The organism is Corynebacterium sp. H127, from assembly GCF_037482665.1.
Classification (GTDB): Bacteria; Actinomycetota; Actinomycetes; order Mycobacteriales; family Mycobacteriaceae; genus Corynebacterium.
Map to the genome: position 1 here is coordinate 149108 of NZ_JBBHKY010000002.1, position 15749 is coordinate 164856.

The following is a 15749-nucleotide window of genomic DNA, read 5'->3' on the forward strand; positions in this document are numbered from 1 at the left end:
ACAAGCGTCACCACTTCGAAAGAAAAGGTTGAGATATGCAGCTAACATCCGGCACGCCAGACAGCGCCTGGCTCGAATCCATCACACTGTTCCAGCAGATCAGATACGGCGATCAAGTGGGAGCGTTTCGCTTGCTCACCTCCACGCCTGATCCCGCCGCCACCCTGCGCTGTTTCCTAAGAATGCTGCACGTATTCCTCAGCGCTGAAGAGGAAGAAAAGCTTGATCACTTCATCAACGTCGCCTTCAACGTGGGGCCGCCACCCATGGATTCTCCCGCGCGCTAGTAACGCTCCCCTACCCAAATCGCGTTGGCTGCGCCGGCACTGAGGTGCTGCGCCTCCGAGGCGTCGCCAAGCCGGATAGCAAAAGTGCCACTGTAAGGCGCCCCCGCAAGCACCTCAAGCTCAGCGTTGATCACGATCCCACTAGCCGCGAGGTGCCGCAACAGCTCCGGATCACCATCGCTAATCCGCTCGATGACGCCACCGGCGCCCGGGCCCAGTTCACTTAATCGCACCGCACGCAACGTAGGCACCGAGCCATCGGCGCGCGGGATCGGATCGCCATGCGGATCTCTTTCCGGGAAACCCAACCGCTCTGCAATACGCGTGACAAAGAGATCAGATACCGCATGTTCCAGCGCCTCTGCTTCATCGTGCACTTCGTGCCACTCATAATCCAACACTTCGCACAGGAACAGCTCAATTAACCGGTGCCGTCGCACCATCGCAACGGCCAATTCAGCTCCAGTCTCGGTGAGGGTGACCGCCCCATAACGAGTATCGTTGAGCAACCCCTGATCACGCAGCTTGCGGACCGCGTCGGAAGCCGTGGAAAGCTTCACTCCCACACACTCAGCTAGCGCAGACTTGGTCACCGGTTCCGCAGACCATTCCTGGAGCCCCCACACTGCTTTCAGATAGTTCTGGCTGCTCGCAGAAAGATCTGAGACGCTTTCAGGCTTATCCATGGATGTATGTTAACACCGCACTACCCGGGGCTAGTCTTCGTCGATCTCCATAGCAATCCACACTGGTTCCGGCTCCAATTGCACCCCGAATTTGTCCAACACTCCGGCGCGAATCGTGCGCGCGAGGTCGGCAAGGTCCGCTGCCGATGCCGAGCCACGGTTAGTCAGCGCCAGGGTGTGCTTCGTGGACAACGTGGCCGGAGCATCACCGCCGGGAAATCCCTTGGGGAACCCGGCGCGCTCGATAAGCCAGGCGGCCGAAAGCTTGGACTGATCAGTGTTGGCGATGGGGAAACACGGCATGTCGGCCTCGCCACTTACCCGACGAACATAATCAGCCACGCGATTATCGACGGCCGGGTTAGTAAAGAAGGACCCCGCCGACCAGGTGTCATGGTCACTTTCCTCAAACACCATGCCCTTGCCACGCCGCAGCTGAAGCACTGCTTCGCGTACATCCGCCACTGGACGCCGCTCACCACTCTCACTGGCACCCAGCGTGCGTGCTAACTCCCCAAAGCGCAGTGGGGCGGACATCCCGCCTGGGGTCAAACGCAGCTCGATTTCCAACACGACCGCCCGGCCGGTGAACTTGAGGTTGGAATAGCGGTAAGCCAGCTCAAGTTGTTCGGCTGGAACCCACTCCACCACACCGGTGGTGCGCTCGAGCAGCTTCACTCGGGTGAGCACGCTGGAAATCTCGGTGCCATAGGCACCCACATTCTGCACCGGGACGGCGCCGGCAGAACCCGGGATCCCCGAAAGGCACTCGATACCACCAAGCCCGGCTTCCACAGCATGCAGGACCACGTCATCCCACACCGCGCCTGCCTCTGCCCGGATCATCCCTGTCTCTGGCTCGCTGGAGATCTCTTGGAAAGCCAACACCACGGCCACCAAGTTGAGGTCCCCGTCGGCGACCACCAAGTTGGATCCACCACCGATGACGAGCAGCGGGAGGGAATGGGCGTCGAGAAGCGCGATCAGCGCGGTGGCCGCGTCCTGGCTAAGACAGCGCGCCGTGAGCAGTGGGCGGCCACCTAGATGCAGCGTGGTCAGCTCCCGCAATTCCATTTCGCGCAGCTCAAGACCAGCAATTCGATCGATTTCTGGGCGGATTTCGGCGAGTTTCTGGGTCATCAGTAGGTCATGCACACCAATAACGGTAGTCTGTAACCATGGCTAAGCGTAGCGAGAACACCGCAACTATTAATTTTCCACCCGCAAAAGTCCTGGAAGCTTACTCCAGCGCCGACTACTGGGCGTACAACGTAGCTAACTTCTCCACCGAACCTGGTGAGGTCAACCAGTTCAACAAGACCGATGAAGGCATCGAGGTCGTCCTGTTCGAGGTCTTGCCACAAGAGCTCATGCCAGAAGCAGCTCGCGCCATGATCTCTCAGGCACTGAAGGTCAAGCGCACCATCAAGGTGGGCCAGCTGATCGGCGACACCGCCCAGGCTTCCTATGCTGCTGACGTCAAGGGCACCCCGGTCGACTTCAAGGGCGACATCACCATCTCCGGCACCGATTCCACCACCCTGGCTTACAACAACGAGGTCAAGGTGGACATCCCGTTCATGGGACCTGCTATCGAGCCAAAGGTGGCCGAGGCCCTCGTTGACTTCTTCAACAACGAAGCAGCCCTCACTGAAAAGTGGATCGCTGAAAACCTTTAAGTTCTGCTAGTTCATCATGGCCGATCACGCTCACAATCTGCGCTTCAGCGCTGCGCGTGGTCGGCCTCTTGGCGTTATCACCCGGGGCACCACCAATATCAACCGGCTTCGGCGCTGTGACCGATGGTTGCGCTACCACCCACAAGTGCAGACCGCCCTGAATGTGCCACACCCTTTAGCGCTCGACGTGGGTTACGGGGCTTCCCACACCACCACCGTCGAATGGGCCGGCTGGCTGCGGCGTATTCGCCCGGATATCCAGGTGACAGGGCTGGAAATCAATCCAGAACGGATCCTGCCACCGCGCAGTGGGGTCACCTTCGAGTTGGGCGGTTTCGAGTTAGCCGGATACCGCCCGAACCTAGTGCGCGCCTTCAACGTGCTGCGCCAATACGATGTCCAGCAAGTCGACGACGCCTGGGCCGAGGTCTGCTCCCGACTAGCACCGAGTGGCCTCTTCGTGGAAGGTACCTGCGATGAGCTTGGACGACGCTCCAGCTGGGTGCTGCTCGACGACACAGGCCCCCGCTCCCTCACACTCGCCTGGGATCCACTCGATGTGACGCTGCCGAGCGAAATGGCTGAGCGGCTGCCCAAGAAGCTCATCCATCGCAATGTCCCTGGAACCGCCATTCATGATTTGCTCCACGCCATGGATGACGCCTGGATTCGCACCGCCGGGTGGGCACCGCACGGCCCCCGCATCCGCTGGCGCGAAGCTCGCGATTTACTAGCCACAAGTGGTGTCCCGCTCGCGCCGATTCGGCGCCGGATTCGGGACAACCTGATCACAGTTCCTTGGGAATTCGTGGCAAATTGACGCTACTTTTGCCACACTGGTACACCGTGACTACTAAACGAACCGGTTCAATAGTGTGGAAAGTCCTTGTCAGCCTCATCCTGCTGGCGCTTCTGCTGCTCGTAGCAGCAGAATTTGGCGTGCGCTGGATGATCAGCGACAACTTGAAGAAGGAATTCGCCAGCACGGCTCCGGCCGCGGAAGATCCCTCGATATCCTTCGGCCCAACCCCGGTCCTGCTTTCGCAGCTGACGGGCACCATACCGTCTTTGGATATGTCAATGCCAGCGTCCTACTCCGTTTTCGAGGGCAAGGACGGCGCCCCAGTGGTTGAGGGGGCTCCGGCTGCCGACATCTCTGTCAAAGACCTCAACATCAAAGATAAGAACAACCCAATCGCGGGACATCTGCTCGTCAACACCGATATCAAAGAAGACTATCTTCTTGCCCAAGCACAAGCTTCGATGGCCGAGCAGGCCGGAAAAACAGGCGATAGCCTCGCTTCGCAGCTACTCAGTGGCCTGATCAAGGTCTCGAAGATCGATGCCATCGAGGCAGAACAGGCCGTCAAGGTGGAGTTCACTGACGGTGCCGCTTCCCTGACCCTGCGCCCAACTATGGAGGGCGACAAGGTCAAGTTCACCGCAGAGAAAGCTAGCGTGCTCGGCATGGATCTACCGGAATCGGCCACCACTGCGATCACACAGGCCTTTGAACGCCAAGCCACCGAGATGTCCGGCCAGTTGAAGATTGAGGATATCAGCGTCTCTGACGAAGCAGTTCACCTACGCTTTTCCGGCGATGACGTCCCGTTGAGCCAAGTTGAAGGTGCAACCCAATCTGGGACGCCACGCTCCTAACCCGCGAGAATCTCGCGTACGCGTGAAACCGCGAGGGCAGTCGCCCCGGCGTCGATAAGCGCCGCAGCCTGCTCAAAAGTCTCGATCCCGCCCCCGGCCTTGACGCCGATGCCGGCTGGGACAGCACCCGCGAGCGCCCGCACTGCCGCCACCGTCGCACCACCAGCAGGATGGAAACCGGTGGCGGCTTTCACATTGTTTGCCCCTGCCTGCACCGCAGTTCGCGCTGCTTGCACCAGCTGCTCCTCCGAGAACACCGCGTTTTCCAGCACAACCGTAAGCTGCACATGATCGGTGATTGCTTCCCGCACCGCAACAATCTCCGCCAATAGGGTGTTCCAGTCCCCCGCCTGCACCGCGCCTAGGTTCGGCACCAAGTCCACTTGGATCGCACCGCACTGCACAGCGAACCGTGCCTCCGTGGCTTTGAGTAGGCTGTGGTGCATCCCGGTAGGGAAACCACACACCGTGCCTAGCTGGAGCTCAGTTTCCGGCACTGCGGGAAGTAGGTGCGGGGCCACGCAGATCGCCGGCACACTGAGGTCCTGCGCCGTGGCGAGCAGCTTCTCGACGTCCACAGCCGTGGCCAGCGGATCCAGCAGCTCGTACTCCAATTTCGGTGCCAAAGATTCTGGGGTGAGACTCATGCTCTCACCTTATACACGGCGGGGTAAAATGCGCTCATGACCCCTGTAGCACTGCCAGAAACTGACGAGCACCAGTACATCCTCACGCTGAGCTGCCAAGATACCACCGGCATCGTGGCACGCATCTCCGCCTTCTTAGAGGAATGCGACGGCTGGATCGTGGAGGCTGACTACTTCACCGATGCTCACTCAGGCTGGTTCTTTACTCGCCAAGCAGTGCGGGCCTCCTCCATCTCCATCCCTTTCGAGGAGTTCAAGGCCAAGTTCGCCGCCATCGCAGACACCATCGGTGACAACGCACAGTGGCGCCTCTACGACAACGCACAGCGGAAGAAGGCCGTTATTCTGGTGTCTAAGGAAGGTCACTGCCTGCATGACCTGCTTGGTCGCGTCGCGCAGAATGACTACCCGATGGAGATTGCCGCCGTCATCGGCAACCACGAGCATCTTCGCCCGCTAGCGGAGGCACACGGGATCGATTTCCACTACGTGCCGTTCCCAAAGGATGCCGTCGGCAAGCGCAAAGCTTTCGACGAAGTTGCGGCACTCGTTAATGCTCACGAACCGGATGCCATCGTGCTCGCCCGCTTCATGCAGATACTGCCTGCCGACTTGTGCGAAATGTGGGCTGGTCGCGCGATCAACATCCACCACAGTTTCCTACCGTCATTTATGGGTGCGCGCCCGTACCACCAGGCCTATCAGCGTGGCGTGAAGCTCATCGGTGCGACATGTCACTACGCCACCAGCGATCTAGACGACGGCCCGATCATCGAGCAAGACGTCATCCGAATTTCCCATAAGGACACCCCTGCGGACATGCAACGCATAGGTCGCGATGCCGAGGAACAAGTACTAGCGCGTGGATTGCGTTTCCACCTAGAGGATCGCGTGCTGATCCACGGCAACCACACTGTGATCCTGGTGTAGGAACTACCAGCGGTAGTTTCCGCTGATGAGGTCCTTGATCTGGGGCCGAACATCAAAGAAGTACACGCCCACCGCAACGATGGCGATCCAGCTGAGGATTGGCAATCCGGCAACAATAGCAAACGCGCAACCAATCAGGATGCCGAACCACATCCACTTGCTCTGCCGATCAGCTGCCGGAAATGCGTCCTCACGCGTCATGGCTACTTGCACCGCACCAAAGAGCGCACACAGCGTCAAGGCGTAATGCGCGTACATGATGATGCTCGTCATGATGCTGATGTTCTGGAACACGAGGGCTAATCCTTTGCGACGACGGTTGCTCGAAAGCTCATCCTAACAGCTAGGCTGCGAAGATGAGTTGAGAGAGAGTGTAAATAGCCAGACCTGCCAGCGCACCGACGATCGTGCCGTTCAAGCGAATGTACTGTAGGTCTTTCCCCACCATCAGCTCGATCTTGTCAGAAGCTTCCTCGGCGTCCCACCGTTCCACCGTTTCCGAAATGATCTCAGAAACCGCAGGGGCAAGGTTGTCAGCCAAGAAACGGGTAGCGCCGGTGATACGACGGTCCAAGGAGTCACGGAGCGCGGAATCATCTCGCAAATTGTTTCCCCACACCAGGGAGAGCTCAGCGATCTTGGCGCGCAGGAGTGAATCCGCATCTTCCGCAGCAGCGATGATGGATTTCGCGGCAGATTCCCACAGCAGCGCCGGAGCGGCCTCTACCTGGCGCGAGCCCATGATCTCGGCTTTCCATTCCTCTACGCGGCTGATCATCACCGAGTCGAATTGGAGGTCCTGTGCGAGGTTGTTGATGAACTTACGGATCGCCTGGCGTGCCTCATGGTTAGGTTGCGCAGCTACGGTCGCTGTCCACTGCACCACCTCGCGGTGCACACGTTCACCCACGAGGTCATGCACGAAGCGGGGAGCCCAGGTAGGCATCCGTTCATCAATGACTTTAACCACAAAGTCCTCGGAGGTGACGGCCTTGCGGTGCATCCACTGCACCACCTCTTCCACCATGGGCTCAGTTTTTCCATCGGCTATCAGCTGCTCTAGGACTCGGCCAATTGGTGGACCCCAGGTCGGCTCTGCTGCTTTTTCAATCAGCGCCTTCCTTATGAGGTGCTCTGCGTCTGCGGGGTCAAGGGCCCGCACTACATTGGCTATCAGCTTGCCGGATTCTGCGGAGACTTTCTGAGCATTATCGGGCTCGGATAGCCACACCGCCAGGCGATCCGGGATGCCATACTGACGAACCTTATCGGTGATGAGCTCGGCGTTGAGGAAGTTCTCCCCCACGAACTCCGACATAGCGACGCCGACTTGATCCTTCTTGTTCTTTACGATCGCGGTGTGCGGAATTTTCAGCCCCATCGGGTATTTGAACAGCGCCGTCACCGCGAACCAGTCTGCGAGGCCACCGACCATTCCGGCCTCAGCAGCAGCCCTCACATATCCAACCCATGCTGCATCTAAACCGGATTTGATCTCCAGGTACTGCATGCTCAGGAAAATGACTGCGGCAACTCCGAGCAACGCCGTAGCCAGGAGCTTGTGCCGGCGAAGCGCGGCGCGTCGCTCGGCTTCATCGGATGGGACTGGCATAGGTCGAAAAGACATACCTGCCATTATCGCCTATCTACGCGTTGTGTGAAATTTTGCCGAATACACAGTGCACGCACTAGCCCCCGTACATCGCCCACCAGTACTTACCCATCAATAGCACTGAGAGCACGGTGATGAGGGTGATCAAGACCAGAATGAGGTTGCGTGAGTTCATGCCACCACTGTAATCGAACGCAGCAGCGGCCTCGGGCCACCAAGGAAAACCAAGGGGGCCGAGGCCGCTGCTAATTAGCGAGTTGCGCGTGCAGGTTAGTCGTTACGACCAGTGCGTGCGCGCCACTTTCGGAGATCAGCTCGACCAGCGTAGATGGCTGCAAAGCCCGCAATAACCAGTACTGCGGCAAGAATGCCGCCGACCATCGCGTACAGATCCCAATTCGCCTGAGAGCCCACTGTCTTGGACCCAATGGCAAAGATGAGGATGCCGAAGCCTAGGAGGGAAACCAGGAGCAAGCCCATGCCAATCCATGTGATGGACTTGTGCAACGAGGAGTGTGGTGCCTCGTAGCTGACTGGCGTGTAGCCCTCAACGTAGCTCGACTCGATCGAGCCCTCGTAAACCCGGAAATCTTGGATAGCTTTGCTGTCATTCATTGTGCTAGTCGCCTTTCTCAAAAGCTGCAGTTGCTTACAGCTTAGTTGTCCTTAGCGGAGAAGAAAGCACGTGCCCTCTCCTTGTTGATCGCTGCAACTGCGGTCAATGGGATACCAGCAGGACAGACATCGCTGCACTCTCCGTAGAGCGAGCATGGACCGAAGGAAGTTTCCACCTGATCCACCATTTGGCGAGCACGCTTGCCACGCTCTTCCTTACCCATAGGCATGAGGGAGAGGTGAACGAGCTTTGCGCCGGTGAACAGGTGTGCCGCACCGTTAGGGCAAGCAGCGACACAAGCACCACAGCCGATGCAGGCTGCGTGGTCCAGGGCCAGCTCGGCCATCTGGTGGTTCATGTGCAAAGTATCTGCATCTGGTGCAGTACCTGCATCGACGGAGACGTAGCCGCCCTGCTGCATGACACGGTCCAATGCGGAGCGGTCCACAACCATGTCCTTGATGACAGGGAATGCAGCGGAACGCATTGGCTCGATCTTAAGGGTGTCGCCATCCTTGTAGTTGTACATGCGCTGCTGGCAGGCAGGCTTGTTCTTGTCTGCACCGTGTGGGCGCCCGTTGACGTTGACGCCACAGGTACCACAGATGCCTTCACGGCAGTCGGAGGCGAAAGCGAATGGTTCTTTGCCAGCCTCGATCATGCCTTCATTGACGTGGTCGAGCAGCTCCAAGACGGACATCTGCTCTACTGCGTCAGGGACTTGGACGGTCTCGAAGTGTCCTTCGGTGTTTGGTCCAGCCTGACGCCAAATTTCAAGAGTCAGTTTCATTACTTGTAATTCCTTGTCTGAAGCGGGACGGCTTCGAAGTAGAGAGGCTCAGCGTGGCGAATGAACTTGTCCTCGCCGGCTGGCTCCCATGCGGACACGAAGCACCAGTTGTCGTCGTCGCGCTCTGCTTCGCCTTCCTCGGAGAGGTGATCCTCGCGGAAGTGAGCACCACAGGACTCGTCGCGGTCGAGAGCATCGACGCACATGAGTTCACCGAGGTCAATGTAGTCAGCGACGCGGTTAGCGTACTCGAGAACCTGGTTCATCTCTTCTGGCGAACCGGTGATGCGCAGGTTCGACCAGAAGTCCTTGCGCAGCTTGCGAATGTCCTCGATGCCCTTCTTGAGGTCCTCGACGTTACGAGCAACGCCACAGGAGAAGTAGAGGATATCGCCAAGCAGGCGGTGGAAGTACTCAGGACCGTGCTCGCCGTTGATGCTCATCAGCTTGTCGATGCGAGCCTGAGCTTCCTTCAGCGCCTGTACAGCCGCTGGGCTGTCTTCCGGCAGACGTGGCTCATTCAAGTGCTGTGCCAGGTAGTTAGGCACGGAGAATGGCAGGGTGAACCAGCCGTCTACAGATGCGGAGAGCAGGGAGTTTGCACCCAGACGGTTCGCACCGTGGTAGGTCCAAGAGCACTCGCCGGCTGCGAACAGACCTGGGATGGAAGTCATCTCATCGAAGTCGGTCCACAGGCCACCCATGGTGAAGTGACAGGTTGGAGCAATACGCATTGGCTCCTTGTATGGGTTTTCACCAATAGCGTCTTCATACATCTCGAAGAGGTTGGAGTAGCGCTCGCGAATGACATCCTCGCCGAGACGCTGGATGGAATCGCGGAAGTCCAAGTACACGGAGTTGTGCAGTGGGCCCACACCGAGACCAGCGTTGATCTGCTGGGATATACCACGGGATGCAACGTCGCGAGGCACCAGGTTACCGAATGCAGGGTAACGACGCTCTAGGAAGTAGTCACGCTCTTCCTCAGGGATGTCGTTGCCTGGGCGGTCGTCCTTTGGCTTCACTGGGGACCAGATGCGGCCGTCGTTACGCAGGGACTCAGACATCAGAATTGTCTTCGACTGCCACTCAGCGTTCACCGGCAGGCCGGTTGGGTGGAACTGAATGAAGGAAGGCGATGCGAGGTAAGCGCCGCGCTCGTACGCACGCATGATGGCGGAAGCGTTGGAGTTCTTAGCCAGCGTGGACATGTAGTACACGTTTCCGTAGCCGCCGGTTGCCAGGATCACAGCATGGCCGGTGTGGGCCGTGAGCTCGCCGGTGATCAGGTTGCGCATAATGACACCCTGGCAGACCTTCTTACCCTCTACTTCATTGATGATCAGGTCGACCATCTCGTTGTGGGTGAAGATTTCCACGGTTTTCTTGTGGATCTGACGCTGCAGCGCTGCTGCACAGGAAAGCTGCAGCTGCTGACCGGTTTGGCCACGGGTGTAGTAGGTACGGGAGACCTGCACACCACCGAAGGAACGGGTAGCCAGAGCGCCACCGTATTCACGAGCGAATGGTGCGCCGATGGCGTTCATGTGGTCGATGACGCGAACAGACTCGACAGCCAGACGCCAGCAGTCAGCCTCACGGGAGCGGTAGTCGCCACCCTTGACGGTGTCCTTAACGTGGCGGTAAGAGCCGTCGTTGTCGACCTTCTTGCCACGAGCGGAGTTAACGCCACCCTGTGCAGCAATGGAGTGCGCACGGCGTGGGGCATCGTGGTAAGTGAAGGCCTTGACGTCGTACCCCAGCTCACCCAAAGCGGCAGCTGCGCCACCGCCGGACAGGCCGGTGCCGACGACGAGGATGCGGAACTTACGACGGTTCAGCGGGGAAACCAGGTTGTAGTGATCTTTCTGGTACTCCCAGGCCTCCTTGTAAGAGACGCCCTCAGGCAGTGCGGAATCCAGCACGGAGCCAACGGCAACGCCAGAGACGACGGAAGCGGGAGCGTTGAACTCCGGCTTGATTGCGGTTTCAGAATTAATGCTCATTGTTTAGTTTCCTTAGCCTTAACCGATCAAGCCGAACATGACGCCCAACGGAATCGTGCTGTTACCTACCAGCACTGCAGCTGGGATCAGGTAGGACACGAAAAGCAGGATGGCACGCCAGCGCTTGCCGGTGATACCGAGGTCGCTCACTGCAGTCCACAGGCCGTGGGACAGGTGCAGGAACAGGACAACCATTGCGATGACGTAGAAGATTGCTACGCCTGGCCGGCTGAAGGAAGCGACGACGTTTGCGTATGCGGCGCCGTGTTCGAAGGTGTCAGCTGCTGCTGGTTGCACACCTGCAGTCAGGTCCAAAATGTGGAAGATGATGAAGGCCAGCAGCACGATGCCGGTGACGATCATCGAGCGAGCGGTGAAAGAGTTCAGTCCACCAATCATGCCCGTACGGCGGAACTTGCCGCGGGACTGGCGCGCACGAGCGGACAGTGCGAAAGCACCATAGATGTGCAGCACGAGGCAGAGCAGCAATACGATTCGGAACATCCACAGGAACAAGCCGTGTGGCAGCAGCGGAACGAGCAGTTCGCGCAGGAATGCCGCGTAAACGTCAAGATCCTTCTTGCCGTCAACGTCAGGCAGGTAGATCTTCAAGTTGCCGATCATATGGACCAGCACGAAAAGACCAAAGATAACGCCCGTGACCGCCATGGTCAGCTTAAGCGCCCAAGATGGGATAGTTGGCTTCTCTCGAAGCGGCTTCTCAGTAATTTTACCGTGAACAACTGCGTCACGGTCATCAAATTTAACAGTCATGGCACCTCCAGTGTCGCTATTACTCTACGGCCAAGCAGGGCTAATCAACCACTCAATGACCGCCTAAGTGATCTGTGGCACCGGTGTTTTCGGAGGAAATATCACCGAAATAGCATCTTTTTTGGCCACTGCCATGCATTCCCACGCGTAACAACCGTTGCCCAACTGGAACTTTGCCAACAGTTGTGACCATAATGTGCGCTTGGTCACAAATTCCAAAAACGGACACCAGCACCCCCCAATGCAACTCATTCAAAAGTTGTAGCTGCCATTTTCCATATATGACAACAAAAGTGCTCGCTAAATGGTGTTTCTAGCTGGAATTTTGTTAGTTTAGCGAATTGCAAATTTAGCTTTGTAAAATGTTGTGAAGTTTTCCAGCAAACGTGACTCCCATCACGCTATAGTGCGTTCATGGGTAAGACATATGTGGGTTCACGCCTCCGCCAACTACGCCGTGAACGCGACCTCAGCCAAGCTTCACTCGCAGCGACCCTTGGCCTCTCCGCTAGCTACGTGAACCAAATCGAACATGACGTTCGCCCACTCACTGTGCCAGTGTTACTTCGCATCACGGAGTCATTCGGGGTCGATGCAACGTTCTTCTCACGCGATGACGACTCCCGACTCCTCGCCGAGGTACAAGACGTAGTACTTGATAAAGAAATCTGCCCCTCGGCGGTTGAGCTACAAGAAATATCCGAGATGGTTTACAACCACCCCACTCTCGCCCGCGCAATGGTGGATATGCACCGGCGCTACCGAAATGTGCGCGACAAGCTCAATCTCGCCGTCGATACGCGACACTCCCCCACTCCCGACGCCCCCACGCCCCGCGCCCAAGCCCTCTCCATGCCGCATGAGGAAGTCCGCGACTTCTTCTATGCACGTCAAAACTACCTCGACGGCGTCGATACGCAGGCTGAGCGCATCGCAACGGAGCTACACATCGGGCCGCACGATATCCGGGCCACCGAAGACTCCATCGCACGCCGATTGACCAGCTTGCATGGCGTCCAAATCAACTCTTCGAACGAAGTCGGCGGCATTTTGCACCGCTTCGACCCCGACACCCGCGAGCTCACCTTGTCCACGCGCCTCCACCCAGGACAACGGGCATTCCGCATGGCTTCCGAGCTTGGTCAGCTAGAAGCATCAGAGATGATCCGCTCGTATGTCGACGACGGACACTTCACCTCACCCGAGTCCTATGAGTTGGCACTGCGTGGTGTCGCCCAGTACTTCGCGGCGGCCCTCATGCTGCCTTACCGCAGCTTCCATGCTGACTCTGAAAAGTCTCGATACGACATCGAATATCTCTGTCAGCTCTACGGCGTTGGCTACGAAACAACATGCCACCGCCTTTCGACGCTGCAGCGACCGCAACTGCGCGGCATCCCTTTCACCTTCGTGCGAGTTGACCGCGCTGGCAACATGTCAAAGCGCCAATCTGCCACGGGTTTTCACTTCACCCATTCCGGCGGCACCTGCCCGCTCTGGAATGTCTACGAAACTTTCACCAACCCCGGCACGATCATGCGTCAGCTAGCTCAGATGCCAGACGGACGCAATTACCTGTGGGTCTCCCGCACGGTACGCCATCACCGGGGCCGCTATGGAGAACCGGGAAAGCTCTTTGCCATTGGACTCGGCTGCGAGGCGCGACATGCAGAACGCACGATTTACGCCGAAGGCCTGGACCTAGAGGACATGACTGCCATAACCCCGATCGGCGCAGGATGCCGCGTCTGTACTCGCGACAATTGCGCCCAGCGGGCCTTCCCTCCGGTCCATCGCAACATTCATATCGATGCACACGAATCGACGGTGGCACCCTACTAAGTCTGTCGCCCCTTCTTGATCATCTCGACCATAAGCTCCTTGAGATCCGGGTCCTCGCGAACAAGCTGTACGAGCTGACAGTCATTGGGCCCGTTCGTCCCCGGTTGGCACGCAGTGCAGGGCTCGCCATACCGAATAGGGCACTTGGGGTTCGGATTGTGGTGTTTCATTGCGGGTTCGATGGTACGCCCACACTCAGCACACCTTTCCGCCGAACTTCTTTTGCCGAACTTCCCTGGTGACCACTATTGAAAATGACTGACATCCTGGGAAGTTCGGCAAGAGATGTTCGCGAAGTCCGTCCAGCTAGCGACTCCCCGCCACTATTGCCGTCGAGAAGCGGCATGCAAAAGCTCCCGCCCGGCGCATTGCCAGACGGGAGCGAAAGCCAAACCCTTAGAGGTTAATCATGTGCCCCATGATGCCCTCTGCGGCTTCCTTCATTGCCTCAGAAAGCGTCGGGTGGGTGTGCACGTTACGGCCGATTTCCTCAGCAGTAAGGTCGAACTTCTGGGCCAAGGTGAGCTCTGGGAGCATCTCGGAGACACCAGCACCGACCATGTGGGCGCCGAGAAGCTCGCCAAACTCAGCGTCAGCCACCAGCTTGACAAAGCCTGCGGTCTCGGCGAGACCTGCAGCCTTGCCGTTCGCGGAGAATGGGAACATCGCGGTTTTGATTTCGCGACCTTCGAACTTCTGCTTGGCCTGTTCCTCGGTGTAGCCGAAGGAGGCGACCTGCGGGTTGCAGAAGGTGGCGCGCGGCATCATCATGTAGTCGCCGAGCTCCATGGTCTCAGCGCCGGCGATGGTCTCAGCAGCGACAACGCCCTGAGCCTCAGCCACGTGCGCCAGCTGTAGCTTCGCAGTGACGTCGCCGATGGCGTAAATGCCATCGACATTCGTGCGCATGAAGTCATCGATATCGATGGCGCCGCGCTCGGTGAGCTTGACGCCGGTGTTCTCTAGGCCGAAGCCCTCTACGCGAGGTGCGAAGCCGATGGAGATCATGACACGGTCGACGGTGAGGGTGTCCTTCTTAGACCCGTCCTTGGATTCGACATCCACCTCAACGGAAGAGCCATTGTCGCGCACAGCGGTGGTCTTGTAGCCGGTGAGCAGCTTGACGCCGAGCTTCTTGTATTCCTTTTCAATGACCTTAGAGACGTCTGCGTCCTCGTTAGGCAGCACACGATCCATGAACTCGACGATCGTGACGTCAACACCATAGTTGGCCAGGACATAAGCGAATTCCATGCCAATGGCGCCCGCACCCACGATAACCATGGAGTTCGGTGCCTCTGGGTTGAGGATCTGCTCCTCGTAGGAGACGACATTCTTGGACAGTTCCACGCCGGGCAGGGAGCGCACTACGGAACCGGAAGCGATGATGCAGTTGTCAAAGGTGATGGTCTTGCCATCTACCTCGATGGTCTTTGCGTCCTTGAAGGAGCCCCAACCATCGATCTCGGTGATCTTGTTCTTCTTCATCAGGTAATGCACGCCCTTGACGATGCCCTCCGAAACCTTACGGGAGCGGGCATGCGCGGTACCGAAGTCGAAGGAGACATCACCGGAAATACCAAAGGTCTTGGCTTCGTGGTTGAAGATGTGGGCAACTTCCGCGTTCTTCAGCAGGGCCTTGGACGGGATACAACCGACGTTGAGACAGACACCTCCCCAGTACTGCTTTTCAATAACAGCAACCTTCAGTCCGAGCTGGGCTGCGCGAATGGCGGACACATAGCCACCAGGGCCAGCGCCGAGTACTACTACGTCATAATGTTCAGTCACGGTTCCTAGGATACGTGCCTACGCCCACGATGTCGTGTGTTTGGCCCCGTTAGGCACAAAAAGGGCGCCGAACGGCGGTCAATGCCGCTTTTCGACGCCCAAAAGAAGTGAAGCTGAAAGCCTTATTAGAGCAGGCCGAGAGCCAGTGCCAGCTGGCTGGATCCGGAGGAACCTGCATGAAGAGCTGGGCCGAGACCGTTGTTGATGAAGAGGATGATCTGTTCGAGGATCTGCATAATTTTTCCTTTACGTTTTCCTTGTTGAAGGTGCCGCGTGGAAGCGCTGTACCTATATTGAAGCGGTGCTCCGCCTCGTTCTGTTACACGTGTGCGGCGCCCGAGCCACCTTTATTAGCACGGCCCACATTAACACCATTTGTAACAATAGTGACATTGAGTAACATCCGCCACAGGTTTCCTGCTATTTTATT

17 protein-coding genes are annotated in these 15749 nt (G+C 57.9%); 6 read left to right on the forward strand and 11 right to left on the reverse strand.

Annotated elements, in window-relative coordinates; genetic code table 11:
- Nucleotides 1–35 precede the first annotated feature (35 nt).
- Nucleotides 36–287, forward strand: a complete 252-nt coding sequence (locus WG936_RS03295; RefSeq protein WP_339572097.1) for a hypothetical protein — start codon at nucleotides 36–38, stop codon at nucleotides 285–287.
- Here the strand turns inward: WG936_RS03295 and WG936_RS03300 are convergent.
- On the reverse strand, nucleotides 284–973 hold the full coding sequence (locus WG936_RS03300; RefSeq protein WP_339572098.1) for a metal-dependent transcriptional regulator: 690 nt from the start codon (nucleotides 971–973) through the stop codon (nucleotides 284–286). The two genes, WG936_RS03295 and WG936_RS03300, sit on opposite strands and share 4 nt — an antisense overlap.
- Before the next feature lie 30 nt (nucleotides 974–1003).
- Nucleotides 1004–2113 (reverse strand): UDP-N-acetylmuramate dehydrogenase, encoded by a 1110-nt coding sequence (locus WG936_RS03305; RefSeq protein WP_445227928.1) that lies wholly within the window; start codon nucleotides 2111–2113, stop codon nucleotides 1004–1006.
- Between the two features lie 38 nt (nucleotides 2114–2151).
- Here WG936_RS03305 and WG936_RS03310 point away from each other — a divergent pair, with 38 nt between their 5' ends.
- The 3 genes from WG936_RS03310 to WG936_RS03320 are packed head-to-tail and all read left to right on the forward strand — an operon-like array spanning nucleotide 2152 to nucleotide 4311.
- The gene (locus WG936_RS03310; RefSeq protein ID WP_339564396.1) at nucleotides 2152–2652 is read left to right on the forward strand and encodes a DUF2505 domain-containing protein; all 501 of its coding nucleotides are present in this window, start codon (nucleotides 2152–2154) and stop codon (nucleotides 2650–2652) included.
- Nucleotides 2653–2668: 16 nt separating this feature from the next.
- Nucleotides 2669–3472, forward strand: coding sequence for a class I SAM-dependent methyltransferase (locus WG936_RS03315; RefSeq protein WP_339572100.1), 804 nt, complete (start codon nucleotides 2669–2671; stop codon nucleotides 3470–3472).
- A 26-nt stretch (nucleotides 3473–3498) separates the two neighbouring features.
- The gene (locus WG936_RS03320) at nucleotides 3499–4311 is read left to right on the forward strand and encodes an LmeA family phospholipid-binding protein (RefSeq protein WP_339572101.1); all 813 of its coding nucleotides are present in this window, start codon (nucleotides 3499–3501) and stop codon (nucleotides 4309–4311) included.
- Here WG936_RS03320 and deoC read toward each other — a convergent pair.
- Entirely contained in the window at nucleotides 4308–4958 is a 651-nt protein-coding gene (gene deoC, locus WG936_RS03325; RefSeq protein ID WP_339572102.1) for a deoxyribose-phosphate aldolase, read from the reverse strand. The two genes, WG936_RS03320 and deoC, sit on opposite strands and share 4 nt — an antisense overlap.
- Before the next feature lie 36 nt (nucleotides 4959–4994).
- On the opposite strand from deoC, the gene purU reads away from it, so the two are divergent.
- The gene (gene purU / locus WG936_RS03330) at nucleotides 4995–5888 is read left to right on the forward strand and encodes a formyltetrahydrofolate deformylase (protein ID WP_339572103.1); all 894 of its coding nucleotides are present in this window, start codon (nucleotides 4995–4997) and stop codon (nucleotides 5886–5888) included.
- Nucleotides 5889–5891: 3 nt separating this feature from the next.
- Here the strand turns inward: purU and WG936_RS03335 are convergent, their stop codons facing one another.
- The 6 genes from WG936_RS03335 to WG936_RS03360 all read right to left on the reverse strand — a co-directional run bounded on the left by WG936_RS03335 (nucleotide 5892) and on the right by WG936_RS03360 (nucleotide 11686).
- Nucleotides 5892–6182 (reverse strand): DUF2516 family protein, encoded by a 291-nt coding sequence (locus WG936_RS03335; RefSeq protein ID WP_445227926.1) that lies wholly within the window; start codon nucleotides 6180–6182, stop codon nucleotides 5892–5894.
- Nucleotides 6183–6231: 49 nt separating this feature from the next.
- Complete coding sequence (locus WG936_RS03340; protein WP_445227927.1) at nucleotides 6232–7515, reverse strand: DUF445 domain-containing protein; 1284 nt, start codon at nucleotides 7513–7515, stop codon at nucleotides 6232–6234.
- A 255-nt stretch (nucleotides 7516–7770) separates the two neighbouring features.
- Nucleotides 7771–8115, reverse strand: a complete 345-nt coding sequence (locus WG936_RS03345) for a hypothetical protein (protein ID WP_339572105.1) — start codon at nucleotides 8113–8115, stop codon at nucleotides 7771–7773.
- 41 nt (nucleotides 8116–8156) lie between these two features.
- The gene (locus WG936_RS03350) at nucleotides 8157–8906 is read right to left on the reverse strand and encodes a succinate dehydrogenase/fumarate reductase iron-sulfur subunit (RefSeq protein WP_339572106.1); all 750 of its coding nucleotides are present in this window, start codon (nucleotides 8904–8906) and stop codon (nucleotides 8157–8159) included.
- Complete coding sequence (locus WG936_RS03355; protein WP_339564404.1) at nucleotides 8906–10912, reverse strand: fumarate reductase/succinate dehydrogenase flavoprotein subunit; 2007 nt, start codon at nucleotides 10910–10912, stop codon at nucleotides 8906–8908. The genes WG936_RS03350 and WG936_RS03355 overlap by 1 nt, the downstream gene beginning before the upstream one ends.
- Before the next feature lie 18 nt (nucleotides 10913–10930).
- A complete protein-coding gene (locus tag WG936_RS03360; protein WP_339564405.1) occupies nucleotides 10931–11686 on the reverse strand; it encodes a succinate dehydrogenase cytochrome b subunit in 756 nt (251 codons plus the stop codon).
- Between the two features lie 414 nt (nucleotides 11687–12100).
- Here WG936_RS03360 and ramB point away from each other — a divergent pair, with 414 nt between their 5' ends.
- The gene (gene ramB / locus WG936_RS03365; protein ID WP_339564406.1) at nucleotides 12101–13528 is read left to right on the forward strand and encodes an acetate metabolism transcriptional regulator RamB; all 1428 of its coding nucleotides are present in this window, start codon (nucleotides 12101–12103) and stop codon (nucleotides 13526–13528) included.
- On the opposite strand, the gene WG936_RS12250 is transcribed toward ramB, so the two are convergent.
- The gene (locus tag WG936_RS12250) at nucleotides 13525–13698 is read right to left on the reverse strand and encodes a DUF6767 domain-containing protein (protein WP_445227785.1); all 174 of its coding nucleotides are present in this window, start codon (nucleotides 13696–13698) and stop codon (nucleotides 13525–13527) included. The two genes, ramB and WG936_RS12250, sit on opposite strands and share 4 nt — an antisense overlap.
- A 226-nt stretch (nucleotides 13699–13924) precedes the next feature.
- On the reverse strand, nucleotides 13925–15319 hold the full coding sequence (lpdA, locus tag WG936_RS03370; RefSeq protein WP_339564407.1) for a dihydrolipoyl dehydrogenase: 1395 nt from the start codon (nucleotides 15317–15319) through the stop codon (nucleotides 13925–13927).
- Nucleotides 15320–15749: the final 430 nt, after the last annotated feature.

Bases quoted from the DNA above. Each gene is read 5' to 3' on its own strand.
- WG936_RS03295 (WP_339572097.1), top strand. From the start codon at position 36: ATGCAGCTAACATCCGGCACGCCAGACAGCGCCTGGCTCGAATCCATC.
- WG936_RS03300 (WP_339572098.1), bottom strand. From the start codon at position 973: ATGGATAAGCCTGAAAGCGTCTCAGATCTTTCTGCGAGCAGCCAGAAC.
- WG936_RS03305 (WP_445227928.1), bottom strand. From the start codon at position 2,113: ATGACCCAGAAACTCGCCGAAATCCGCCCAGAAATCGATCGAATTGCT.
- WG936_RS03310 (WP_339564396.1), top strand. From the start codon at position 2,152: ATGGCTAAGCGTAGCGAGAACACCGCAACTATTAATTTTCCACCCGCA.
- WG936_RS03315 (WP_339572100.1), top strand. From the start codon at position 2,669: ATGGCCGATCACGCTCACAATCTGCGCTTCAGCGCTGCGCGTGGTCGG.
- deoC (WP_339572102.1), bottom strand. From the start codon at position 4,958: ATGAGTCTCACCCCAGAATCTTTGGCACCGAAATTGGAGTACGAGCTG.
- purU (WP_339572103.1), top strand. From the start codon at position 4,995: ATGACCCCTGTAGCACTGCCAGAAACTGACGAGCACCAGTACATCCTC.
- WG936_RS03340 (WP_445227927.1), bottom strand. From the start codon at position 7,515: ATGTCTTTTCGACCTATGCCAGTCCCATCCGATGAAGCCGAGCGACGC.
- WG936_RS03345 (WP_339572105.1), bottom strand. From the start codon at position 8,115: ATGAATGACAGCAAAGCTATCCAAGATTTCCGGGTTTACGAGGGCTCG.
- WG936_RS03350 (WP_339572106.1), bottom strand. From the start codon at position 8,906: ATGAAACTGACTCTTGAAATTTGGCGTCAGGCTGGACCAAACACCGAA.
- WG936_RS03355 (WP_339564404.1), bottom strand. From the start codon at position 10,912: ATGAGCATTAATTCTGAAACCGCAATCAAGCCGGAGTTCAACGCTCCC.
- WG936_RS03360 (WP_339564405.1), bottom strand. From the start codon at position 11,686: ATGACTGTTAAATTTGATGACCGTGACGCAGTTGTTCACGGTAAAATT.
- ramB (WP_339564406.1), top strand. From the start codon at position 12,101: ATGGGTAAGACATATGTGGGTTCACGCCTCCGCCAACTACGCCGTGAA.
- WG936_RS12250 (WP_445227785.1), bottom strand. From the start codon at position 13,698: ATGAAACACCACAATCCGAACCCCAAGTGCCCTATTCGGTATGGCGAG.